At 36.7% G+C, this 25,271-nt stretch carries 22 protein-coding genes; 16 read left to right on the top strand and 6 right to left on the bottom strand.

The window, feature by feature from the left end; genetic code table 11:
* Positions 1-109 precede the first annotated feature (109 nt).
* Together RWM19_RS06825 and RWM19_RS06820 are read right to left on the bottom strand one after the other, a co-directional pair.
* The gene (locus tag RWM19_RS06825) at positions 110-2,242 is read right to left on the bottom strand and encodes an HAD-IC family P-type ATPase (RefSeq protein WP_313985257.1); all 2,133 of its coding nucleotides are present in this window, start codon (positions 2,240-2,242) and stop codon (positions 110-112) included.
* Positions 2,243-2,345: 103 nt separating this feature from the next.
* Entirely contained in the window at positions 2,346-2,567 is a 222-nt protein-coding gene (locus tag RWM19_RS06820; RefSeq protein ID WP_294023875.1) for a hypothetical protein, read from the bottom strand.
* A gap of 212 nt (positions 2,568-2,779) precedes the next feature.
* On the opposite strand from RWM19_RS06820, the gene RWM19_RS06815 reads away from it, so the two are divergent.
* From RWM19_RS06815 to RWM19_RS06795, 5 genes are all read left to right on the top strand, one after another.
* On the top strand, positions 2,780-4,576 hold the full coding sequence (locus RWM19_RS06815) for an aminopeptidase P family protein (RefSeq protein ID WP_313985253.1): 1,797 nt from the start codon (positions 2,780-2,782) through the stop codon (positions 4,574-4,576).
* The gene (locus RWM19_RS06810; protein ID WP_294021527.1) at positions 4,573-5,328 is read left to right on the top strand and encodes an exodeoxyribonuclease III; all 756 of its coding nucleotides are present in this window, start codon (positions 4,573-4,575) and stop codon (positions 5,326-5,328) included. Before RWM19_RS06815 ends, RWM19_RS06810 begins: the two co-directional genes overlap by 4 nt.
* A gap of 36 nt (positions 5,329-5,364) precedes the next feature.
* Entirely contained in the window at positions 5,365-6,729 is a 1,365-nt protein-coding gene (locus RWM19_RS06805; RefSeq protein ID WP_294021526.1) for a Sapep family Mn(2+)-dependent dipeptidase, read from the top strand.
* A gap of 85 nt (positions 6,730-6,814) precedes the next feature.
* On the top strand, positions 6,815-7,651 hold the full coding sequence (locus tag RWM19_RS06800) for an HAD family hydrolase (protein ID WP_313985249.1): 837 nt from the start codon (positions 6,815-6,817) through the stop codon (positions 7,649-7,651).
* A gap of 14 nt (positions 7,652-7,665) precedes the next feature.
* Positions 7,666-8,355, top strand: a complete 690-nt coding sequence (locus RWM19_RS06795; RefSeq protein WP_313985246.1) for a CBS domain-containing protein — start codon at positions 7,666-7,668, stop codon at positions 8,353-8,355.
* Positions 8,356-8,378: 23 nt separating this feature from the next.
* Here the strand turns inward: RWM19_RS06795 and RWM19_RS06790 are convergent, their stop codons facing one another.
* Entirely contained in the window at positions 8,379-9,362 is a 984-nt protein-coding gene (locus tag RWM19_RS06790; protein ID WP_294023328.1) for a S66 peptidase family protein, read from the bottom strand.
* 301 nt (positions 9,363-9,663) lie between these two features.
* Between RWM19_RS06790 and RWM19_RS06785 the strand changes: the two genes are divergently transcribed.
* The 5 genes from RWM19_RS06785 (at position 9,664) to RWM19_RS06765 (ending at position 16,646) form a co-directional block, all read left to right on the top strand.
* Positions 9,664-11,469, top strand: coding sequence for an FAD-dependent oxidoreductase (locus RWM19_RS06785; protein WP_313985243.1), 1,806 nt, complete (start codon positions 9,664-9,666; stop codon positions 11,467-11,469).
* A 125-nt stretch (positions 11,470-11,594) separates the two neighbouring features.
* Positions 11,595-12,842: a chloride channel protein gene (locus tag RWM19_RS06780; RefSeq protein ID WP_313985241.1), complete on the top strand. Its 1,248-nt coding sequence runs from the start codon at positions 11,595-11,597 to the stop codon at positions 12,840-12,842.
* 60 nt (positions 12,843-12,902) lie between these two features.
* Entirely contained in the window at positions 12,903-13,178 is a 276-nt protein-coding gene (locus RWM19_RS06775) for a glutaredoxin domain-containing protein (protein ID WP_294021519.1), read from the top strand.
* Positions 13,179-13,233: 55 nt separating this feature from the next.
* On the top strand, positions 13,234-14,967 hold the full coding sequence (locus tag RWM19_RS06770) for an ATP-binding cassette domain-containing protein (RefSeq protein ID WP_313985237.1): 1,734 nt from the start codon (positions 13,234-13,236) through the stop codon (positions 14,965-14,967).
* Complete coding sequence (locus RWM19_RS06765; protein ID WP_313985235.1) at positions 14,964-16,646, top strand: ABC transporter ATP-binding protein; 1,683 nt, start codon at positions 14,964-14,966, stop codon at positions 16,644-16,646. The genes RWM19_RS06770 and RWM19_RS06765 overlap by 4 nt, the downstream gene beginning before the upstream one ends.
* A gap of 11 nt (positions 16,647-16,657) precedes the next feature.
* On the opposite strand, the gene RWM19_RS06760 is transcribed toward RWM19_RS06765, so the two are convergent.
* Positions 16,658-17,851, bottom strand: a complete 1,194-nt coding sequence (locus tag RWM19_RS06760) for a hypothetical protein (RefSeq protein WP_313985234.1) — start codon at positions 17,849-17,851, stop codon at positions 16,658-16,660.
* Between the two features lie 85 nt (positions 17,852-17,936).
* Between RWM19_RS06760 and RWM19_RS06755 the strand changes: the two genes are divergently transcribed.
* The 5 genes from RWM19_RS06755 to RWM19_RS06735 all read left to right on the top strand — a co-directional run bounded on the left by RWM19_RS06755 (position 17,937) and on the right by RWM19_RS06735 (position 20,851).
* Positions 17,937-18,416, top strand: coding sequence for an S-ribosylhomocysteine lyase (locus tag RWM19_RS06755; protein ID WP_313985231.1), 480 nt, complete (start codon positions 17,937-17,939; stop codon positions 18,414-18,416).
* Positions 18,413-19,111, top strand: a complete 699-nt coding sequence (locus RWM19_RS06750) for a 5'-methylthioadenosine/adenosylhomocysteine nucleosidase (RefSeq protein ID WP_313985228.1) — start codon at positions 18,413-18,415, stop codon at positions 19,109-19,111. The genes RWM19_RS06755 and RWM19_RS06750 overlap by 4 nt, the downstream gene beginning before the upstream one ends.
* A gap of 135 nt (positions 19,112-19,246) precedes the next feature.
* Complete coding sequence (locus RWM19_RS06745; protein WP_313985225.1) at positions 19,247-19,981, top strand: DNA/RNA non-specific endonuclease; 735 nt, start codon at positions 19,247-19,249, stop codon at positions 19,979-19,981.
* 78 nt (positions 19,982-20,059) lie between these two features.
* The gene (locus RWM19_RS06740; protein ID WP_313985222.1) at positions 20,060-20,398 is read left to right on the top strand and encodes an FMN-binding protein; all 339 of its coding nucleotides are present in this window, start codon (positions 20,060-20,062) and stop codon (positions 20,396-20,398) included.
* A 162-nt stretch (positions 20,399-20,560) separates the two neighbouring features.
* A complete protein-coding gene (locus tag RWM19_RS06735; RefSeq protein ID WP_006526626.1) occupies positions 20,561-20,851 on the top strand; it encodes an HU family DNA-binding protein in 291 nt (96 codons plus the stop codon).
* A gap of 81 nt (positions 20,852-20,932) precedes the next feature.
* On the opposite strand, the gene RWM19_RS06730 is transcribed toward RWM19_RS06735, so the two are convergent.
* Positions 20,933-21,403: a peptidylprolyl isomerase gene (locus RWM19_RS06730; protein WP_313985218.1), complete on the bottom strand. Its 471-nt coding sequence runs from the start codon at positions 21,401-21,403 to the stop codon at positions 20,933-20,935.
* Positions 21,404-21,412: 9 nt separating this feature from the next.
* Positions 21,413-23,671 (bottom strand): glycogen/starch/alpha-glucan phosphorylase, encoded by a 2,259-nt coding sequence (locus RWM19_RS06725; protein ID WP_313985216.1) that lies wholly within the window; start codon positions 23,669-23,671, stop codon positions 21,413-21,415.
* 132 nt (positions 23,672-23,803) lie between these two features.
* On the opposite strand from RWM19_RS06725, the gene malQ reads away from it, so the two are divergent.
* Positions 23,804-25,267 (top strand): 4-alpha-glucanotransferase, encoded by a 1,464-nt coding sequence (malQ, locus tag RWM19_RS06720; protein ID WP_313985214.1) that lies wholly within the window; start codon positions 23,804-23,806, stop codon positions 25,265-25,267.
* Positions 25,268-25,271 lie beyond the last annotated feature (4 nt).

Below are 25,271 nucleotides of genomic sequence, written 5' to 3'. Positions count from 1 at the left end.
TTAAATATGTATTAAAAGCAGCACATAAAACCAGAATCGTTGAATATGCTGCTTTTAAAGGACTATGACTGTATAGAAACTTATGTCATTGATTCTTTACAGGTTTGTCTTATTTATGCGATTGAAATAAGAATCGAATGACATAGATGGAAGTGATACATGGCAGGACTACTGGAAGTGGAATGGCGAAGAAGATTGGGGTAATAAAGCCAAATACTACGACAGCTAGTATATGGTATGCAATGATTGCAATCTGTTTAAATTGGATCTGTTGATTTAGTTTTGCGGATGTCTGGATTGTAAAAACTAAATCACTTAAACGTTTACGCGTTAATATAATATCGTTATCTTCAGAATCTAAATTCTGGCTAATACCAAATTGAACATTCACATCAGCGGTAGATGAAGAAATAGAGCCATCGGCATTTGCGTACATACTGATAGAGTCATGCGAGCATGATTTTATCAGATTTTCTTTTTCATTCATGTCTACATTTGCATGAATGTTTTTAATATCACAATTTTTTTGAATATATTGAATTTCTTCATCATTTCCACGCGCAAATAAATGTACATCTGTTAGTTCTTTAAGTGAATGGATGGCTTGTAAACTATTTGGGACAATTGGCTTTTGCATAGCGATTAAACCGAGCACGTGGTCTTCACCAATTAGGATAAATACTTTCTTTCCTTGCCCTACAAGTTCATCAATCTTTTGTCTTGTAGTTGGGTTAATGATATCTGTATAAGATAAATCATGAACATTACATAACTGATAGGTATTTTGAATTGTATCGCTTTGATGTGTCTTTTGAAAATTTGTTAGAACACTTAGGTTTACAGAAGAAATCTTTTGTGATTTTAAGTAACGTGTAATCGCTCTAGAGTAACTGTCATGTCGTTTGTTGGATAGCGTATATGCAATATAGCGCATGATATTTAAGTCGGTTTCATCAAGTGGAATAAAATCCGTTACTTCAGGCTTTGAGGCAATCAAGATATCGTCTTGTTCGAGGAATAATGTTTCAACTTTACCGGCTGTTTCTAGTGCATCCACATTACGGAATAGCACATGATTTTTCGCTGCGTAGATTGCCTTTTCTAGTACTTCTTTTTCAGAGGAGATTGTTAATGCATTCATTGCAACGGAAGCTAGTACTGCAATTGAAACACTAATCGCGATAGAGAAAGATTTACCAATTAAAATCCAACCAAAGAATAAAATAACAGCCGCAATAATCGAATATAAGAATAAGTATTTAGAGAAGTTTTTAAATGGTGAATCAAACGATTTATCGTTCGCTGTTTCCTTAGCGAGTTTTGCGAATTGTAATAGGGTAGTCTTTTCACCAATCTTTTCTACTTTAATCTGAAGAGAGCCTTGCAAGCAACGTGTGCCTGCATATACGTAGGAACCTTCTGACTTTGTGATATTGGATTGTATACCAGTTAATGTAGATTCATCTACAGATGCGTAACCTTCTACAACAATGCCATCACAAGGAATATTTTCATTTGGTCGAATAATTAAAATCTGATTCTTTTTGAGTTGGCTTGTTTCTTCAATAAATTCACCAGTCTTATTAAAGACTGCTGTATTTTCTGGGATATATTGTTTAATGTTCAATGATGTTGTGGATGTTTGTTGCATGTATTTTAAATACTTTGTTTTATAGAGATCTGTACCAAGAATTGTAATCATTGAAATCATAAATGGGTACGCATTTACGGTATTTTGAATTGTTAGCAAGATACCGTATAAGAAAGAAATACTAATGGCAATACTACCGATGGTTGCAGAAGATGGATTCTTCTTTTGAATCTCCTCTTTTGCATGCATGAATATTATGCGTCCAACATACAAGGAATAAAATGAGAATAGTAATCCAATCCAAGGCGTTATATGTAATATCCATAGTATTGTTAGTAGAATGACTTCGAACACAAAGACAATTAAGATACGGTAATTTGGCTTGGTTGGATTTTTCTCATCTTGTTGAATGAAAAAATCTGAAGTTGGAATTTCACGTGTATATGCATGATATCCACAGGCTTTAATTTTTTCAATGATATTATCTGCAGTAATGATAGTTGGATTATATTCTACGGTCACATTGCGGTCGCTTAAAGTAACCGTTACAGTAACGATTCCTTTTGTGTTGATTAAGTATTGATAGATTGTATCAGCACTTGCATTTAAATACAGATTTGCGACCGAAAATGTTTGTTTCTTTGTTTCCATGGATATCCTCTGTTATATTTTACAAAATTATCATCAGAATAGGAATGTAAATTCTGTGATAGATAAAAGAAAACACATGGAATCCATGTGTTCATGATACAAATTATCTTCCGCGGAAACTGAAGACTACGATGATGGCGCTGACTACTAGTTGCACAATCGATCCTGGCAATACACCAAGTGTATCGTAAATGACAAGTAGAAGACGTGGTACTTTGAAACTGCCATTTAGATTTCCAGTTAGATATAGAGCTAGAAGTACAGCTGCGTATAGAAACCAAATTGTACCGAAAATGATACCAGCCCAATCTTTTCTCTTCTCCATAATTTTGTTCCTCCGTAAAGAATTATACCATTCTTATCGCATATAAAAACTAGTTTTGTATATATTAACAATACAAATGTTATTTCATATTTTGAATGAAAGGATTATTTTACAATTTTGGTTAGTATTATCTAACAAAAAAGCATGGAATTGATGCGGATTTGTTTTTGTTTGACAAATATTGAGTATAATTATAACGAGGTGATTAAATTATGATACAGGATAGAATCAAAAAGTTAAGAGCTTTGATGGCTGAGCGTAAGATTGATGTATATTATATTCCAAATGAAGATGACCATCTTTCTGACGAATATACAGCTGATTATTTCAAGTGTAAATCATACATGTCTGGTTTCAGTGGTGAAGCTGGATGTACAATTATCACAAAGGATTTCGCAGGTCTTTGGACGGATGGTAGATTCTTTACACAGGCTGAAAATGAACTTCAGGGAACTGGTGTTACACTAATGAGACTACGTCAAGAAGGTGTACCAAATCCAATTGACTTCTTGATTGCGAATACACCAAAGAACGGTGTGTTAGGTTTTGATGGTGCAGTGGTTTCTGCTAGAAATTACTTACATCTAACCCAAGCATTAAAAGAAAAGAATGCGAAGTTATATACAACAGAAGATCTTGTTGGCATGGTTTGGGGTAAGGAAAGACCTACAATGCCAACGGAAGAATTATATGTACTTCCTAAGAAGTATACAGGAGAAGAGGCTTCTGAGAGAGTTGCACGTACAAGAGAAGCGATGAAGGCTGCTAACTGTGATGTAATCTTATTGACAGCGTTAGAAGATCCATGTTGGTTGTTGAATATTCGTGGTAATGATATTGCATGTACACCAGTTAGTTATGCATTCGCTGCAATCACAAATAAGAAGCTCTACTATTATGTAGATTCCAAGAAGATTAATGCAAAGGTTGCAAAGTACTTCAAGGATAATAAGGTAACAGTACGTCCTTACAATGCGCTAATGAAGGACTTACAGAAATTAGAAGGAAAGAAAGTTTGGGCAGATTTGGGACATCTCAATTCCAATCTGTATAAAGCATTAGTAGGTAATGAAATCTATGATGCAATTTCACCAGTTGCTTACTTCCGTGCAATCAAGAATAAGACAGAAATTAAGAATACTCGTAACGCACACGTAAAGGATGCAGTTGCGATGGTGAAGTTTATCTATTGGGTAAAGAATACTGTTGGAAAAGGTAAGATGACAGAAGTGACTGCACAAGATCATTTATATGCATTACGCGCAGAGCAGAAGGATTACATCGAACCATCTTTTGAAACAATCTGTGCATATCAAGAGAATGCCGCAATGATGCACTATACCGCAACAGAAGAAAAACATGCGGCAGTGAAGGCAAGAGGTTTCTTACTTGTTGACTCTGGTGGAACGTACAAGGATGGTACAACAGATATCACAAGAACAATTGCGTTAGGTGGTTTAACTGCAGAAGAAAAGAAGTTATATACAAAGGTATTAAAGGGACATCTTGATTTACTGCATGCAAAGTTCTTGTATGGTACAACAGGTAATAACCTAGATATTCTTGCAAGAAATCCATTATGGAATGATTGCATTGATTATCAATGTGGTACAGGTCATGGTGTAGGTCATGTATTAGCGGTACATGAAGGTCCACATGGAATTCGTTGGGGCATGCCAGTAAATGGTAAGGCAGCTGTTCTCCAAGAGGGTATGGTTGTTACAGATGAACCAGGTGTATATCTACCACATAAGTTAGGTATCCGTATTGAAAATGAAATGATCGTTCAAAAGGAAGAAAAGAATTTCTATGGACAATTCTTATCCTTCGAAGACATTACATATGTACCATACGACCGTGATGCGATTGATACACAGTATCTCAGCGATGAAGAAATCGATTGGATCAATGCATATCACAAGATGATTTGGGAAAAGATTGGACCACTTCTCAGTGGTAAAGAAAAGAGCTTCTTAAAGAAGGCAACAGGAAAGATTACATGCGCATGAAATTTATCTCTTGGAATGTAAACGGCTTAAGAGCCGCGATGAAGAAGGGTTTTGCGGACTTCTTCCGTGAACAGGACGCAGATTTCTTTGCATTACAGGAAACGAAGATGCAGCCGGATCAACTTGAAGATGCGATGAAGTTCGAAGGTTATCATATGTATATGAACAGTGCAGAAAGAAAAGGATATTCTGGAACACTCATCTATACAAAACATGAACCACTCAGTGTAACTTATGAAATCGAAGGCGACGAAACCAAAGAGGGTAGAGTCATTACCCTTGAATATCCAGATTTCTATTTTGTATGTGCATATGTACCAAATTCCAAAGATGGATTATTACGTCTACCATATCGCATTGAATGGGAAGAGATGCTACGCAAGCATCTGATGGAATTAGATAAAAAGAAACCAGTTATTTATACAGGGGACTTAAATGTTGCACATGAAGAAATCGACTTGAAGAATCCAGCAACAAATCATAAGAACCCTGGTTTCTCAGACGAAGAACGTGCAGCGATGACGAAACTACTAGGTTCAGGTTTTAGCGATACATTTAGAGAGCTTTATCCGGATACACAAAAGTTTTCTTGGTGGAGTTATCGTATGAAAGCACGTGAAAGAAATGTTGGTTGGCGGATTGATTATTTCTTGGTAAGTCAGCGTCTACTAGCAAATGTACAAGATGCATTGATATTTGACGAGACCGAAGGGTCTGATCATTGTCCGGTTGGATTAAATATCAATCTGTAATAAAATAGTACATATTAGAATTACGGAGGTGGAATCATGGATGTAAAATCTATGGTATATGGATATAAGGAAGAACTTTTAAAAAGATTAGGAAAGCTTGTATCAATTAATAGTGTAGAAGGAACACCAGAACCAGATGCACCGTTTGGTAAAGGACCTAAGGTTGCTTTAGAAACGGCATTAGAAATGATGAAAGCAGATGGTTTTAATACAGTAAATTTAGATAACTATATAGGTTATGCGGAAATCGGTTCAGGGGAAAAACTGATTGGTATTATTGGACATTTAGACGTCGTTCCTGCCAATGTAAAAGATGGATGGAATACGGATCCATTTGAAATGGTAGAAAAAGATGGCATTCTATATGGACGTGGTGTAAGTGATGACAAGGGTGCGATGGTTGCCAGCATGATTGCATTAAAGGTAATCAAGGACATGAATGTTCCACTTACAAAGCGAATTCGTTTAATCTTCGGTACAAATGAAGAAACTGGATCGAAATGCTTGAAGCACTATGTTGAAAAAGAAGGTTCTGTAGATTATGGATTTACACCTGATGGTGACTTCCCAGGTGTGCATGGTGAAAAGGGCATGATTTCCATGCGTTACCTATCTAAACATACAACAATCAAGGATATCCAAGGTGGTAGTGCAAAGAATATCGTTTGTCGCAACTGTTATGTGGTTATCGATAAAAATAGTTTTTCTCGTAAGACACTAGAAGATTATTTCAATAACGAAAATCTTGAATTTAGCATTGAGAACGTTGGTGAAAATGATGTTAAGATTTCTGTTCAGGGAATCGCAGCACATGCAAGTTTACCTGAACTTGGAAAGAATGCATTATCCTATCTGATGGATGGTTTAAAACAGTCTGGTTTCCAGGATGGATTCGTTGACTTTTATTGCAAGCACTTTGGTCTAGCGACTGATGGTAGTGGCTTTGGTGCAAATTGTTCAGATGAATATGGAGCGTTAACACAAAACAATGGTGTCATCTCTATGCAGGATGGTGTCATTGAAGGTTCTGTCGATATCCGTTTCCCAGTTACTTTAACATCGCGTAAGGTGCTTAAGTTAATGGAGGGACATCTAGAAGATGAAAATGGTGTGATTGAAGTACTCCATACACATGAACCACTATTCTTCCCAATTGATTCTCCACTTGTAAGTGCATTATGTTCTGCATACCGTGAGGTAACTGGAGATAAGGATGCACAACCAATCACATTAGGTGGTGGAACATACGCAAAGGGAATTGATAATACAATCGCATTTGGGTGCGCATTCCAAGGCAAGGATTATCATATCCATGACGCAAATGAATATGTTGAGATTAATGAATTACTGCTACAAGCAGAAATCTATGTAGCCGCAATTCTAAAACTCTTAGCAATCTAATACATTAGACAGGAACTGGTAAAGCAGCCTGTCTTTTTCATTTATCTAATATTCTTTGAAGATTGGTGCGTGGTATAATAGTCACATGACAAAAGTAGCGATTTTATATGATTTTGATAAAACACTGTGTGGAAAAGACATGCAGGAATATAGCTTGATTCCTTCTCTAGGCTATGAAAACCCAAAAGATTTTTGGAAGGAAGTAACTTCTTTAGCGTATGAACATAATATGGATGCGATTAGTGCATATCTATATCTATTGCAAAAGAAGTTTGAGGAGATGGGTCAACCACTTACAAAACAACAATTTGAAGGAGTAGGAAAGGGTATTGTTTTGTATAATGGCGTAGATACTTGGTTTAAGCGAATAAATAAATATGGTAAGAAATTAGGGCTTGAAGTAGAACATTGCATTATCTCAAGTGGTATGAAGGAAATCATTGAGAATGTAACAGTTGCGGATGCGTTTAAACATATTTATGCATGTAGCTATTTCTACGATGAAAATGGATTTGCTAGATGGCCAGCGCAAATTGTAAACTACACAACAAAGACACAATATATCTTCCGCATCAATAAACAAGTCTTAGATGAAAATGACTCGGAAGACCTAAATACTTATATTGATCCAAAACTACGCCCCATCCCATTAACGAAAATGGTTTATGTTGCGGATGGTTTAACAGATGTACCGTGTATGCGTCTTGTAAAAGAGTATGGTGGTCGTTCGATTGCGGTCTATAATGAAAAATCCGCGAAGGCAAAAAAGATTGCGGAAAAACTCATTCGTGAAGAACGTGCAAACTACATGGTGAAAGCAGACTACAGTGAAGGCTCAGAAATGGAAACACTAATGAAGATGATACTCAATCACATGAGTGCAGATAGTGCATTAGAAGCTTTGGAAGGCAAAATCAAATAAAGAGGGATAGATTAATGACAAACGCAGAGAGATTTTTAAATGCCTATGCACAATGTGAAAAGAAGTTAGCAGAACTAGCAGAACAGCCAAAATATATTCCATTCTCACAACTTGTTGCGCGATGTGCAAATCGAAGTAGAGTCGTCGCAATCAACCAACAATCCCTACGGGAGTACAGTGAATTGCGTAACGCAATCGTACATATTCGTGGTAGCGAAAAAGAGATTATCGCAGAACCATGCGATAGTGTAACAGAGGATATTGAACGTATTGCAAAGTTATTAACGGAGCCACATGATATTTTAAAGTATGCAAGCATGCCTGTTAAAACAGTGCATATCGATGCAAGTATTCGTGATGCTTTTCAACTGATGCAAGAAATGGACACATCAAAGCTTCCAGTATATAAGGGACAAAATTTTGTGGGAATGATTACGTTAGATGAAATTGCAAAAGTTGCGATGCAAGGAAGAACAGATAATACAGTTGTATCAGATATTATCTCTTCTACCAAAAATTCTAGAGTTGTATTTACTTCGAAGAGTAATAATGTGGATGTTGTATTACGTTATTTCGATAAGGCAAGAGATGAAGGTATTACGCTACTAGCAATCCTAATCACCGAATCAGGAAAGCCTAGTGAAAAACCTATCGGAATTATCACAACAGCTGACTTACCAAATATCTTAAATATTTATGCATAAAAAATAATAGGGTGAATGCCCTATTATTTTAGTTCGAATTGTAGTGATGCTTGACCATCTTTGTAATGCAAGTGCAACATTGCACCATTGATCATTGTGATGCGTGGTACAGTATGACCGATATCCGCATCATAGATAACTGGTATATCTTGTAATGCATGTTTAATTGCATCTTCATAACTTAATCCAGTACTATTGGATTCAAAACAGGTTCTACCAATAATGATTGCTTTTGTTGTTTGAAACCAGCCTATATACTTCATCTGTAAAAGTGTACGGTAAAGTGTTTCACTATTCATTGCAAAGTTATCGAAATACCAAATAATACCATCATTACGATAACGTTCGATAAACTGTAATGTACCATCGTATGGTGTGCCAATTAAATCTTTCAATACATCAATACAACCACCGATACATCTACCTTCTACATCGATTGTATTTGAAGTGGACTTCCAGATACTATCTTTATCATAGATAATATCATCACTGAAGAATGGTGGCTGTTCCATGCGACGTGGATAGTTGTGTTGTACAACTAAATCACCTTTTAGAATCGCAAGATTTCCCTCTAAATAATCGGGAGTAGGGGTTGCGTAGTAATCACCTGCGTTTTCTCCATAGAGTGTTGCGATATCGTATTTTGTTGTAATTGGATATACAAGCCCAGTTGGATCAGAAGCACCCATAATCCACTTTGGATTTTCTTGAATGATAGATGGGTTTAAATGAGGAAGGATATCAAACAAGAAGTCACCTCCAGTTGCGGCCATCATCATATCTACATCTTGATCGAGTAAGAGTTCTTCAACTTCTTTTGCACGAATGATTGAAGTATTACTTGGTTCAGTTTCATTGCGTACAGATGCAGTTTCTTTTGTTTGATAACCATACGCATGCAGGTTATCGATTGAACGCTTATATTTCTGTATAAATTTTCCAACACCTGAACTTGGTGCACAAATGCCGATTGTATCGCCTTGTTTTATAAATTTAGGATATTTCATAGTTGATCTCCTTAAATCGTATTATACATAAAATAACCATTGGTGGGGAGCCGATGGTTAAGTAAATCTTATTATTATTTATAAATTGGGGGGGAATTTATGAATTTAAGAAATAATTTAATTACTGTACTGCATTCTAGCTACTCTTTAGTAACTCTGCTCTACGTCCTCCTTTCTGTTTACAGTTAATACTATAAAGTGAATATGTTAAGAAAATAAGAAGGCTATGTGAACTTTATCTGAACAAATGATGTGTTCAATCACATATTTCACTAGAATTAATAGATGGTATAATAACTCTATGAAAATAGAAAATAAAATCTGTAAAACAGGCATGGCTCTAATTCTAGCTGTTGGAGTTCTTGGCTGTACGGTAAAAAAAGATTCGGTATCTACACATACAGTAAATGATGGTAACTATACAGGAATTGGGACTGGTTACAATGGTTATGTAACAGTATCTGCATCTTTCCGTAATGGGCTGTTAACAAATGTAATTGTGACGGATGAACAGGAGACAGATGCAGTATCTGATGCGGCGTTAACTAAGATTCCTGAATATGTAATCGATGATCAATCTTTAAATGTTGATGTATCTACAGGTGCAACACAGACTTCAAAAGCAGTACTAGAAGCGATTGGAAATGCGATAACTGCTGCCAATGGAAATGTAGAGGAATGGCAGAAGGATTGTACTGGGAAAAATAAAGAGAAGGTTATTGAAGAAGAATCAGATGTAACAGTTGTTGGTGGTGGTGCTGCAGGTATCGCTACAGTGTTACGACTTCAGGAAAAAGGATATACGACAAGCTTGATTGAAAAGGATAGTGAGATTGGTGGTTCATTACGCTACTATGCCAATAGTGGACAAATTGTTGCAGGATCCACAAAGGCAAATCTAGAGGGTGTTGATACTGCAAGTACATTGGCAGAAGATATCACTGCTTATAGTAATCAAACAAATAGTCCAACTTTAAGTCAATTATTTGAAGATCAGATAGGTGAAACTGTAGATTGGCAATCAAAGATTCTAGGAATTACATTTGATAAAAAGATAGGATATGTACCTACGGATGGTTTATCCTTAAAATCTGTCATGATGTATGATGAATCGAGTGGTGAAATCGATGACTTACTACAGAAAGAAGTGAAGGTATCTGGTTCTAGTGTTTATACCAATGCAGGTATCATTGGCTTGCGTTATGATGAAAGTGGCAAGGTTATTGGTATAAGAGCGAAGAAGTCTAATGGTGATATTATTGAGACAACATCAAAGTATGTTGTTCTAGCAACAGGAACTTCTGCTGGAAATTTGAATTTGATTCCTGAGCGTGATCGTAATTCAAATTATCTAGGTCTTAAGACAAATACAGGAGATGCGTTAGCACTTGCAAGAGATGCTGAACATCCGTATCAGATAGAAGATGGTTCGGTGGTATATAACCATTTAGGCTATAGTGTACGTGATATTACATTGGATACATATCTTGCGACAAAGTCTGTTCTTGAAAAAGGTGTTGCGTTAGTCAATAACAATGGAGAGCGTTTCATCGATGAGACAGAACCTTATAATCAAATCTCTGAATCGATTCATAACCAGAATAATGCGACTTCTTATCTTGTAATGAATGAAGATGTCTATGAAGAATGGAAGAAGAAATTACTTACAACAGCCACTATCTCTAAGGCTGATGTAAAATATCTACAGTCAATGTATGGTATCGTTCCATTTAGTGGAGAAACATTAAGTGAGGCTGCGCTTTCAGCTGATTTAGATGCACAGAAGTTAGTACAAACAATCAACTACCATAACTTAGAAATTGAAGATTCTAGTACAAATATAATGGGGAAAATTGACCCAGATAAACCTACATGCATTATTCCCCTAAATAAATATCGCTATGAAACAACAGGCGGTTTAAAGGTAGATGATTACTTAAATATTCTAGATGGTAGTGGTGCCTCAACGTTAAATGTATTTGCGGCAGGTAGTATTGCAGGAAATGTATTTGGCGAAAAGATGCCAGGAGGAGCAGGACTTGCATGGGCATTTATGTCTGGAAAGTATGTCGCAGATGAAATTGTAAGTGCCTTACAAGAAAAATAAATGAAAGAGTATGTATGAACTTCAATTCATGCGTACTTTTTTTGATGGATTGGTTGTATCATTAATACGGTTTTACAATCCAAAAATAAATCTGTTATAGTATGGTACGCAAGGGGAAGTAAGATATGACAAATATGAATGAAAAAAAGATAGATTTAAAACAGAGCATAGACTTTATACGTATCCTCATATATGCGGCAATCGCAGGCCTAGGTGCAGGTGTTCTTGGTACATTATTTACATTTAGTGTAAATTACGTTACACAACTAAGAGTTAACCATCCATGGCTTATATATTTCTTGCCTATCGGTGGTATTGTTATTGTGCTGCTGTACAAACTGGCAAAATATAAGGATGCTGGAACAGATTTGGTAATTAATTCAATACATTCTGAGCCACATTTACCAGTTCGTATTGGACCACTAATCTTCATTTCTTCTGTTATTACACATTTATTTGGTGGATCTGCTGGACGTGAAGGGGCGGCGCTACAGATTGGTGGTAGCGTTGGTAGTTTTATATCAAAGACACTACGTTTAAAGGAAGAAGACAAAAAGACATTGATTATGGCTGGTATGTCTGGCTGTTTCTCGGCTCTATTTGGTACACCTTTAACAGCAGCTATCTTACCATTAGAAGTAGTACACGTAGGATATATGCAATATGCAGCATTACTTCCATGTGCTATCGCATCACTAGTTGGACATAGTGTAGCTATCGCAATGAACTTAGTAGAGCCAATGAATCATATTGGTACAGTTCCTAATTTGGACGCAATCACAACGATTGCGGTGATTGGTTTATCACTATTGGCTGGACTTGTCAGTCGTCTATTCGTCTTTAGTTTACATAAGACACATCATATTTTTGCGATGATTGAAAATGCATATGTTCGTGCAATAGTAGGTGCTTGTATCATTATCGTATTGACACTGTTGGTTGGTAATCAAGATTACAATGGTGTTGGTCCACAAATGATTGAACGTTCGCTAAGTGGAGATGTTCCAATCTATGCATTCTTACTAAAGATTCTCTTTACTGCAATAACATTATCTGCAGGATACAAAGGTGGTGAAATCATTCCTTCTTTGATTATTGGGGCAACTCTTGGTAGCGCATTTGGTACAATATTTGGACTGCCTGCGGGTCTATGGGCTGAGGTTGGTATGGTTGCGGTATTCTGTGGAGTTACAAACTGTCCAATCACTTCATTGTTAATTGGGTTTGAATTATTTAACTTTCAAGCAAGCTCATTTTTATTGATTGCGGTCGCAATTAGTTATATCGTTTCTGGTTATTCTGGTTTATATAAAGCGCAGATGATTATCTTCTCTAAGACGAGTCGCACTCGCATTGAACGCAATACAAACTAAAAGCATTTCAGTATAAAAATGAGTAAAAAATAGTAAAATAGAAGCGTAGAGGTGAATACTATGAAGAAAATTACTTATTTCCATCTAAATTCTTGTCCTTATTGCAAGAACGCAAACAAAGCAATTGAAGAATTAAGAGCAGAGAATCCAGAATATAAAAATATTGAAATTGATATGATTGAGGAAAATGAGCATCCTGAAATCATTGAAAAGTATGATTATCACGCAGTTCCATGTATGTGGATTGGCGATCAGAAAATCTATGAGGCGCATTTATTTGAGAAATATGACGAATGCAAGGAACAAGTGCGTAAAGTATTTGAGGCTGCTAAATAGTTTTTCTATGAGGGATCTATGAAAGATTCCTTTTTTAAGTAGATAAGGAGGTTGAATGTTATTACTAGATAAAACATTGTTAAAGATGACTAAAGGTCTTTGGGGTTGGATCCTTTCACTTGTTGTAATACGTGTTTGTTCACTTGTGATGATAACTAGCTTTGCGACACGTATTTCCTATTTCTTGGGAAATATGATGAATCCAACATTTACGCATGATGAAATACGAAATGTGGTGATTCAGATTCTTGTCGTATCTGTATTGATATTTGTATTTCAATTCATACAGGGAGAATTAGAGTATCGCGCTCAAGCAGCAGCGCGTTCATCAATACGTCAGAAGTTATTTACAAAAACAATGTCATTAGATGCAGGGTACATTGAAAAGATAGGCCCTAATTCCGCAATTACTTCGGCAGTTGATGGCGTAGAACAAATGCAGGTATATTACAGTGTTTATTTACCAAGTTTATTATTCAGCGTGATTGCGCCAATTTACTTGTTTACTAAAATTTATCCTAGTTCTTTCTTGATTGCATGCATACTGTTAATAGTATCCTTTGTTTTACTACCATTACATAATGTATTTCGTTATCGCATTGAAAAGCTAAGAAAGTCATATTGGGTTTCGCTAGAAGATATGACAGGCTATTACTTGGATAGTATTCGAGGTCTTTCCACATTGAAGTTGTTTGACCAATCTGATAAACATGCGGAAGTCTTAGGAGAAAAAGCAGAGTATCTCAATCACCAAATCAATGAATTTATGAAGGTAAACTTCACATCATTTTTAGTGACGGAAGGAATCATCTATATCACATTATTTGTATGTGTACTAATCGCAGTTAGCAGTTTATCAAATCAAACAATGGAACTTAGCACTGTGTTAATGATTTTGTTGTTAGGATATAGCTACTTTGGATCAATTCGCCAACTAATGTCCGCAACGCATGATGCACTTACAGCTGTTTCTGCCGCAAGCCGTGCTGAAGAAATACTTGCGGTAAAGACAACAGAAATCAAGCAAGAAAAACAACCGATACCATACCAAGATGGTATTGTACTAAAAGATGTATCTTTCTCTTACGAAGGTAGAAAAGAAGTATTACATCATGTAAATATTAAAATCGAAAAATCAAAGACAACTGCACTCGTTGGATTATCAGGTTGTGGTAAGAGTACGATTGCGTCAATGTTAATGAAGTTTATCTATCCTGCAAGTGGTGCTGTATATCTAAATGGAATAGATTATGCATGCATGAATCGTGAAGAGATTGGTAAATATATTGTAATGGTTCCGCAAACGGTAAATTTATTTAGTGATACAATTCGAAATAATCTTTTACTAGCCAATCCATCCGCAACCGATGAAAAGATTTGGCAAGTATTAGAGGAAGTGAGCCTTGATAAGCATCTTCAAAGAATGAAAGATGGTTTAGATACGATGGTGAGTGAATCTGGGTCTAATCTATCTGGTGGGCAAAAACAAATGATGGGTATCGCTAGAGCTCTATTAACAGATGCGGAATATATCATCTTTGATGAAGCTACTTCTGCAGTCGACCCTGAAAGTGAAAAGATTATTTGGCAGTGTATCGAAAAGTTATCTAAGAAACGTACACTTATTATTATTTCACATCGTTTGTCTGCGATTCGTAACGCCGATCAAATTATCGTACTTCAATCCGGTGTTGTAGAAGAGGTAGGTAATCATGAACAACTTATGAAGAATCATGGGCTGTATCGTACACTTGTGGAAGAACAGAATGAACTGGAGGTACAAGGATGAAAAAATATGCATATTCAATTCCAGTTCTAGCATCAAGATTAATCAAGAAAGCTAGGCCAATCGCGAAATATCTAACGATATCGACCTTAGCTAGTATCGTCGGTAATCTTTCGCATATGGGCGTGATGGGATTTGGCGCACTTTGGATTATGAAAGTTGCAGGTATTGTAACAACTAGTAGTGCAGGGTTTTATGCATGCATGATGTTATTGTGTGGCCTTTTAATCGCATTATGTCGATATCTAGAAGGTGTGTTTTCGCATCTAGGTGCGTATGGTATCCTTGCCAAGATGCGTGTTGATTTATTTACGTCTATCAATCGATTAGCACCTGCATATTTGATTGATCAAAAAATAGGTGATGTGATAAATATTGCGGTAGGTGATATTGAGACGTTGGAATACTTTTTTGCGCATACGATTGGTCCAATGTTTACAGTAATATTACTACCAGTAACGACTGTTATTATCGCATTACAATTTAACCCTTTCTATGCGTATGTATTGATTCCTGTATACTTAATTATCAGTATTATCATTCCTCTTGTTGGACTGTATCTTGGAAGAGGGATTGGGAAAGAATATCGCAAAGATCTAGGAAAGTTAAAGGCAGTCATTCTTGAAAATATATACGCAATCAAGGATATACAAATCTATCATGCAAGTGATGAAAAGATTACACAGGTCATGAAGTATAATGATCAAGTTAATAAGGACATGCATGCAATGACGATGCATAAACAAGCATTATCTTCTGCACCAAACTTCTTTGTCTATCTTGGTAGAGTGATGATATTGGTTGTGGCTGCGTATTTACTTTCTAATGGAATAGGTGATCCGGTTGGTACGATTGTCATTTCATTTATCGCAACTGCTTCTTTCTCTTCAACGTTCTCACTGACATTTGTGGTAATTCACTTACTTGAGGCATTTGCGGCGGCTGAACGAATCTTCTTGATAGAAGATGCCAACCCACTTACTACAGATCCCAAGGAATCTATTCGGATTGACCACGTTGAATGCATTAATTTTGAAGATGTTTCATTTATATATCCGAAAACAAATCGTGAGATTTTAAAGCATTTCAATCTATCAATACAAAATCAGGAACATATCGGTATCGTTGGTGAAAGTGGTTCTGGTAAATCTACAATTTTGAGATTGTTATTAAGATACTATCCAATACAAACCGGGAAGATACAGATCAACGGAATTTCCCTAGATCAATTTTCATTTGAGGAACTTCATCGTCATATTGCAGTGCTAGAACAAGATACATATCTTTTCAATGATGCAATTGCACAGAATATCGCAATTGCTAAGCCTGAAGCTACGATGGATGAGATTCGTCTAGCCGCAAAAAGAGCAGGCATTGATGATTTTATTATGAGTTTAGCAGACGGATATGATACGCATATGGGACAGATGAGTTCACGTGTATCAGGTGGTGAGCGTCAAAGAATTGGTTTAGCACGTATTATGTTAAAACAACCAGATGTGATTATCTTGGATGAACCTACAAGTGCACTAGATGTATTGCATGAAAAAGAACTTCTCCACACGTTAGAGAAGGAATTTAAAGATAAGATGATTCTGACGATTTCACATCGGTTATCAACATTGACATATTGCGATCGTATCATTCAAGTAAAAGATGGAAGTGGTAATGTAAAAGGTTGATTGGCATGCAATCAACCTTTTATAAAGTTCTGTAGATGTAGAATGATTCTACCGAATATATTCTTTTCTTGTGGAAGTGTAATACTAATTGTTTTTGTATAGATGGTTTTATTATCAGCAGTAAATGTAATTGTTGCTTGAATATTTTGGTCATAAAGTTCTGCTGAGAACTTTTTTGGAAGATCAACTTCATATGTACATTCTACATCCGCTGGTAAATCAAGCGTAATATCTTTATCTATCTTCACGTCGATATTCGCTGTATGCATGAATGATTTATATTCAATCGTACTAACAACATCATTCTTTTTCAGAATTGTTTTCTTATGCCAAGAAGCTAAGCTAGTTAAGGCAGTCTGTGCATCGCTGAGGTTGGAGTATTGTTCAACGTTGGTGCTTGCTCCAGCTGTTACCGCAATGATATTCATATCATTAACAGTTGCCCAATACGCGATACATCTGCCAGCCTGCAGTGTATATCCGGTTTTACCACCGGAGAGATTTGCTAGGTTATAGCCGTATGTATCTGCGTATGCCCAAATTGTGCTAGCAAGTGGAATGCCAAATGGATAATAGGTTGTGGCTTGTGTTGTGTGTTCTTTTGTAGAGAAGATTTCTTTAAATGTTGGATTTTGTAATGCATAACGCAATAACTTTGAAATATCCTCGACTGTTGAATATTGTCCCTCACGGTCAAGACCATGGGCACTCTTGAAAACGGTATGATCCATCCCTAGTTGAGTGGCTTTGTCATTCATCATTTGATAGAAGTTTTCAAAGCTACCACCAATCTGTATTGCAAGTGCATTTGCGGCATCTGCAGCGGATGGTATCGCTGCAGCGTAACATAGGTCTAGTACTGTTGCTGTATCACCATTTACATATCCTGCAACACTTGCTTGTTCCTCATACAGGCCATCAATCATCTCATTAGTAATCGTTACTGTTTGATTCAGTGAAGAACTATTTTCGATTGCTAGAAGTACCGTCATCATCTTTGTGAGTGATGCGATACTGATTTGTTCATCCTGTTTCTTTGCGGATAATACTTGACCTGTATCTGCATCTAGAAAGATGTAGTTTGTACTATATAGATTTTTGCCTAAATCAAAAGCGTCATCTGTTGCGGTAACTGGTAATAGTGTTGTTAGCGCAATCACGAGTGTACATGTGATTGCAAATAAGATTGTTCGTAATTTCTTCATGAGTCTATTATATATTAGAGTATGGAAAGTTTCCCATTAAGTTTTTAAGTATGATATAACCTATATAGAAAAGAAGAGGTTTTTTATGGAGAAAATCGCTAGTTTTACAGTGAATCACCTGGTTTTAGAACCGGGAATATATGTATCTCGTCAAGATTATTTCAATGATGTGACAATTACGACGTTTGATTTAAGAATGACAACACCAAATAGAGAACCAGTGATGAATACCGCAGAAATGCATACAATTGAACATCTAGGTGCTACATATTTACGCAATCATTTGATGTGGAAAGATCGCATTGTTTATTTTGGCCCGATGGGTTGTCGTACAGGATTCTATTTACTTTGCGAAGGAGATTTGACTTCTCGGGATATTGTTCCGTTAGTGAAAGGACTCTTTGAATTTATACGTGACTTTGAGGGAACTATCCCTGGTGCAGAAGCACGAGATTGTGGTAATTATTTAGATCAAAATCTACCGATGGCAAAATATCTTGCAAGTCGTTACTTAGAAAATACAGTAAAGGAGATTGACGAGGCACACCTCGTGTACGCAGAATGATGAGAGTAGGAATTATTGGTGCGATGGATGTTGAAGTAACATCGATCAAAGAGCGCATGACAATCGAAAAGATTGAACAGGTTGGAGATAATACATATTGTTTGGGAAAAATCGGTGATACGGAAGTTGTTGTCGCAAGATGTGGGATTGGTAAAGTAAATGCCGCAATCTGTGCTACAACCATGTGTGTAAAATATGAAGTAACACATATTTTGAATACAGGTATTGCAGGTTCTTTAGATAATCAAATTAATATCGGTGATATCGTTGTATCTACAGATGCAGTATATCATGACTTTAGAATTGAACCATTTGGCTATCCTGCTGGAATGGTACCGGGTAGAAAGAGTATATCCTTTCAGGCAGATGAAAGTCTACGTAAATTGGTCGTGGATAGTATTCAAAAGGTCGCACCTGAAATTCAGGTCTTTGAAGGACGGGTTGCGAGTGGGGATATCTTTGTAGGACAAAAAGAAAAGAAAGATTGGATTATTCAAAACTTTGGCGCGAAATGTTGTGAGATGGAAGGCTGTGCAATTGCACATGTTGCGACAGACTTTGCGGTTCCGTTTGTGATTGTACGTGCAATTTCTGATAAAGCAGATGAAGAAAGTACTGTATCTTACGAAGACTTTGAAGCACAGGCAGCGGAACATTGTGCAAATTTAGTCTTCCAAGTATTACAGAGTTTATAAGCGGGAAATTTCCGCTTTTTTTAAAGAGTGATGAGAAGTTATGTGTATAATACAAGTATGTATAACCAACAGGCATTTTTAAAATATATACCAGTGGGATTATTTCTTTTTGTGTTTGCATATCTTGTGATATGCATGACAAAAATGATATACCATAAGTCTTTTCGTCGGTATCGTAAGCGTGCTTTTTCATCACTACTTTTATTAGTGCTATCGGCAGTGATGATATGGGAAGCATTCTTTTCTACGATTCCGGTGAATCGGGATGCGTTTTTTTCATTGTCGGATATTCCTGTATATACATCATCACCATACGTTGAAGTTAATCATAATATTCCATTCTTTACAGAAGAAGAATTAAAGAGTGATGAATATGAGTCGTACAGCGAATTAGATTATCTTGGCCGTTGTGGACCAGCGATGGCGATGATAGGCATTGATATGATGCCGACACAGAAGCGTGGCTCTATCTCAATGGTGAAACCGACTGGTTGGCATTTAGCTAAGTATGATTTTATTGATGGAAAATATTTATATAATCGTTGTCACTTGATTGCATACGAATTAAGTGGAGAAAATGCAAATGTACAGAATCTAATTACGGGGACACGTTATATGAACGTGGTGGGAATGCAGCCGTTTGAGGATAAAACTGCGTGGTATATATTACGTACAGGAAATCATGTACTATATCGATGTACACCAATCTTTGAAGGAGATAATCTTTTGGCAACAGGGGTACTGTTGGAAGCACGTTCAATCGAAGATCATGGAGAGGGAATCTGTTTCAATGTATTCTGTTATAACGTTCAGCCTAATATCAAGATTGATTATCATACAGGGGACCATCAGTTAGTGGTACAAGACTAATTTGTGTAAAAATAACAAATCGATACCAAAAAGATTCAGAATTATGTATAATACATGTGACTAAAGGAGATAAAGAACATGAAATTAGTTAAGAGTTTTTTAGCAGCAGCTACTATCCTAACATTAGCAGGTTGCGGATCAAAGGCTATTTACAAAGCTGGTACATATGAAGCAACAGCTGAAGGACGTAATGGTGACGTTACAGTTGCAGTTACAGTTTCAGATTCAAAGATTGAAAAGGTAGAAGTTAAGGACCACAAGGAAACAGCTGGTATCGCTGATGGTGCTTTAGAAGAAGTTCCAGCAGCTATCGTTAAGCAGAATAAGGCTGATGTAGACACTGTTTCTGGTGCTACACTTACTTCAAACGCAATCATTACAGCAACTAAGGATGCTTTAAAGAAGGCAGCTAAGTAAGCGAAAAGAGGGCATTTTGCCTTCTTTTTTTGTAAAAATAAACAAATTCATATCAAAAATGCGAAAAACATGCATAAATAAGCACTTTTTTAAGATTCACTAGTTGAAAATACATAAAAATCAATTAAAATTAAGTTATCAAAATAAAAGGAGGCCATAAACATGGCAACAGTAAAAGTCGTTACAAAAAAGACATTAGCAGATGATTTAGCAGAAAAATACGGTTTAACAAAGAAGGCTGCTGGAGAAGCAGTTAATTACGTATTTGATGAAATCGCTACAACAATTAAAAAGGGTGGCGAAGTTTCATTAAATGGCTTTGGTAAGTTTACAGTAGTTAAGAAGAAGGCTCGTACTGGTTTAAACCCAGCTACAGGCGAAAAGATTAAGATCAAGGCTACTAAGGCTCCAAAGTTCAAGGCTAGTAAGACTTTAAAGGACTTAGTTAAGTAATTTTATGAGCGGTATATCCGCTCTTTTTTTATGCATGAAGGTATAAAAAAACCTGTGTTGTTATGACACAGGTTTTAATGATTAGGCAATGTATACACGCTTGATAATTACTGGGGTTGTTGGCTTATCACGGAAGTCTGTTGGTGTATTTGCAATCTCATCAACTACTTCTAAACCTTCTACAACATGTCCAAATGCAGCGTAGTTTCCATCTAGATGTGGAGCGTATGCATGCATGATGAAGAACTGTGAACTTGCGGAGTTAGGATCCATTGCACGAGCCATAGAAATAACACCACGAGTGTGCTTGATAGGATTGTTAAATCCGTTTGAAGCGAATTCACCAACGATGTTTTCCTTGGAACCACCTGTTCCATTTCCAACTGGGTCACCACCTTGGATCATAAATCCAGGGATGATACGGTGGAATGATAATCCATCGTAGAAGCCTTCACTAACAAGTTTGTTGAAGTTAGCAACTGTCTTTGGAGCAGCTGTTTCATCAAGTTCTAACTTGATAACTTTGCCGTTATTCATTTCGATTACAATCATGTAGGCCTCCTATTTTAAATGCCAGATATCGCGGTTGTAGTCTAAGATTGTACGATCACTTGAGAAGAATCCACTCTTAGCAATATTTACTAATGACTTCTTCTTCCATGCGAGACGATCTTCGTAATCAGCTAATACGTGGTCCTTTACTCTGCAGTATTCTTCAAGGTCAAGTAATGTCATAAACCAGTCCTTGTTGATTAAGTTATCACGTAAGTCAGATAACATTTGCTTATCGCCTAACTTAATAAGTTCTGGACTTGTGATGAAGTCTACACATGCATGAATGAGTTGGCTGTTGTTGTAGTAATCAGCTGCGTGGTAACCACTTGTTTCGTAGAGTTTGATTACATCGTCGGATGAACGTCCGAATGTATAGATGTTATCCTTACCAACGAGTTCACCGATTTCAACGTTAGCTCCGTCATTTGTACCTAATGTGATAGCACCATTTAACATGAACTTCATATTACCTGTACCAGAAGCTTCCTTAGAAGCTAGGGAAATCTGCTCTGAGATATCACATGCAGGAATAACTGTCTCTGCCTTTGTTACGTTGTAGTTTTGTAACATAACAACCTTGAGGTATGGACTTACTTCTGGGTCATTCTTAATTAAGTCTTGTAAGCAAATAATCAAGTGAATGATATTCTTTGCCATGATGTATGCAGGTGCTGCTTTTGCACCAAAGATTACGGTAATAGGACGAGCTGGCTTTTGACCTGCCTTAATCTGTAGGTACTTATAGATTACCCACAATGCGTTCATCTGTTGACGCTTGTACTCATGTAGACGTTTTACTTGGATATCGAAGATAGAACTTGGATTGATTTCAATTCCTTCTTCCTTCTTAATCATATCCGCAAGACGTACTTTGTTTGTATACTTGATATCATCTAACTTCTGTAGTACTGCTGTATCGTTGATATACTTCAATAAGTCTTCTAACTTACTAGCATCTTTACGCCATGCATCACCGATTAATGTATCGATGTAATTTGCAAGTTCTGGGTTGCAATGCATGATCCATCTACGGAATGTGATACCGTTTGTCTTGTTGTTAAACTTAGAGTTGTAAATGTTATAGAATGGCTTTAATTCTTGGTGCTTTAGAATTTCTGTATGAAGTGCTGCTACACCATTGATGGAATTACTGAAATGCATGTCCATTCTTGCCATGTGTACGCGGTGATCATCATCGATGATTGTTAATTCTTTATCACCCTTAAAGGCAATATTTACGGCATAATCTAATCCACCAATAATAGGAACGAGCTGTGGTACAACTTCCTGTAGATAATCTAGAGGCCACTTTTCTAGCGCCTCCGCCAGGATTGTATGGTTTGTGTATGCACATGTATTAGCGACAATGTCTGCTGCTCTACGGAATGTGATACCTTCATTCATCAATAAACGAATTAATTCAGGAATTACCATAGAAGGGTGAGTATCATTGATCTGGATAGAAACATGCTTATCTAAATCGTTGAGGCTGTGTCCCTTTTCTTTTTCTTCCTTGATAATCAATTGAGCAGCGTTACTTACCATAAAGTACTGTTGGTAAATACGTAATAACTGACCATCCTTATCACTATCGTCTGGGTAGAGGAATAGTGTTAAGTTCTTATCAATATTCTTCTTATCGAACTTTGTGCCATTGTGAACGATAGATTCATCAACAGTATCTAAGTCAAATAAGTGCAATGTATTCTTGTTTGTCTTATATCCGATAATATCTAAGTCATACATATGTGAGTAGTATGTCTTACCAGCAAGTTCAACTGGGAAGGATACATCAGTATCATGTAATACTGTAGAACCATTCAACCATTCATCAGGAATTTCATGTTGCTTTCTATCCTTAAATTCTTGACGGAATAAACCAAGGTGATAATTTAGACCAACACCATCACCCTGTAAGTTTAAAGTAGCGATGGAATCTAAGAAGCAGGCAGCTAAACGACCTAGACCGCCGTTACCAAGTGAAGGTTCCTTTTCGAAACTTTCAACTGTGCGAATGGACTTACCGTTTTTAGATAATAATTTTGCTAATTCATCATATAGACCTAAGTTGATTAAGTTCTTACCTAACTGTTTACCGATGAGGAATTCTGCACTGATGTAGTACAACTTCTTTTCACCTGTAATCTTCTTAACATGATCTTGTTCTTCCTTTACGATAGCGACAATCGCATCATAAAGTTCTCTGTCAGTGGCATTTTTAATCTGCTTTTTCAAGCTTGACTCAAGTTTTTTCTCTAATGTCATGAGTATCTCCTTTATCAAAATAATTAAAACCATAGACAACTATACCATAAATGAGAAAAAAGTGAATTCTATTCACTTGACATGGAAAAATATTACTTCATGGGTTAATATTTAAACTGAAAGCGGAGTTAAATGAATAGTAATATGAGAAAAGCAGGAATTTTAATGCCAGTCGCATCTCTGCCTGGCCGCCACGGATGTGGTACTTTTGGAAAAGAAGCATATGATTTTGTAAAGATGATGCATCAGTCGGGCCTAGGCATTTGGCAGTTGTTGCCATTAAACCCTTTAGGATATGGAAATTCACCTTATCAGCCATATTCATCTTATGCGGTTGATGAGTTGTATATATCATTAGATGTTTTAGCACAACAAGGGTTATTAGAGAAAGTGCCTTCTTATCATCGTAATGATGATGAGATTCAGTATGAAGTAGTTCGTACGTTCCATGATAAGTACTTGCGACTAGCCTATCAGAAATTTGAAAAGGATGAGGCATACGAATCCTTTATCAAGCAGCCTTGGGTAAAAGAGTATGCAATCTTTAAGACTTTTAAAGTTGCGAACAATTTACGACCTTGGAATGAATGGGAGAAGGAACAGAAAGATTATCCAATCAACCAGAAATTAGATTTATCAAAGTATGAAGATGAAATTGCATACCAGATGTTCTTACAGTTTGTATTACATCAACAGTGGCATGCACTTAAGAAATATGCAAATAGTTTAGGAATTCAGATGGTGGGTGATATCCCATTCTATGTAGGATTAGATTCTGCGGATGTTTGGGCACACCGTGAAAACTTCTTGTTAGATCAAGATGGTAGACCAACATTTATCGCTGGTGTTCCACCTGATTACTTTTCAGCGACAGGACAAAGATGGGGCAATCCTATCTATGACTGGAAGTTTATGAAGAAAGATAAATTTACATTCTGGATTGAACGTTTATCATACATGGGAAAGATGTTCGACGTTGTTAGAGTCGATCACTTCCGTGCCTTTGATACATACTGGAAGATTCCGGCAGATTGTCCAACTGCGATTGAAGGCGAGTGGATTGAAGCACCTGGATATGAATTGTTTGATACATTATTTAAGCAATATCCAAACCTCACTATCGTTGCGGAAGATTTAGGAGATTTACGTCCAGAAGTATTGGAATTAAGAGATTACTACAAGTTTAGGGGTATGCGTATTGTTCAATTCACATTTGACCCTGAGGGCATGGAAGAAGATAAAACTCATCTATTGGTATATACTGGGACTCATGACAACGATACGACATATTCCTGGTATTGCAAACAACCTGCTTCTTTAAGAAGAAAGATGCGTCAGTACCTATGGAAACACGGATATCGCAAGCATAGCTTTGTCGATGATGTGATTGACTATTCGTTGGATAGTAATGCGGACATGGTAATTATTCCGATGTCAGACTGGATCCATGCTGGTAGCCAAGCACGCTTAAACATGCCTGGTAGCGTAGGTGCACCAAACTGGATGTGGCGGATGAAAGATTTACGCGCATTTGCGAAACGTATCAAACAAATGAGGTCAGACTTAGTGCGAGCTGATCGTATCAATCACGACTAAGAAG

It is taken from the genome of uncultured Solobacterium sp., from assembly GCF_963517755.1.
Lineage (GTDB): Bacteria > Bacillota_I > Bacilli_A > Erysipelotrichales > Erysipelotrichaceae > Bulleidia.
The sequence above is the reverse complement of the archived record's forward strand: the minus strand, read 5'-3'. Positions and strand labels throughout refer to the sequence as shown.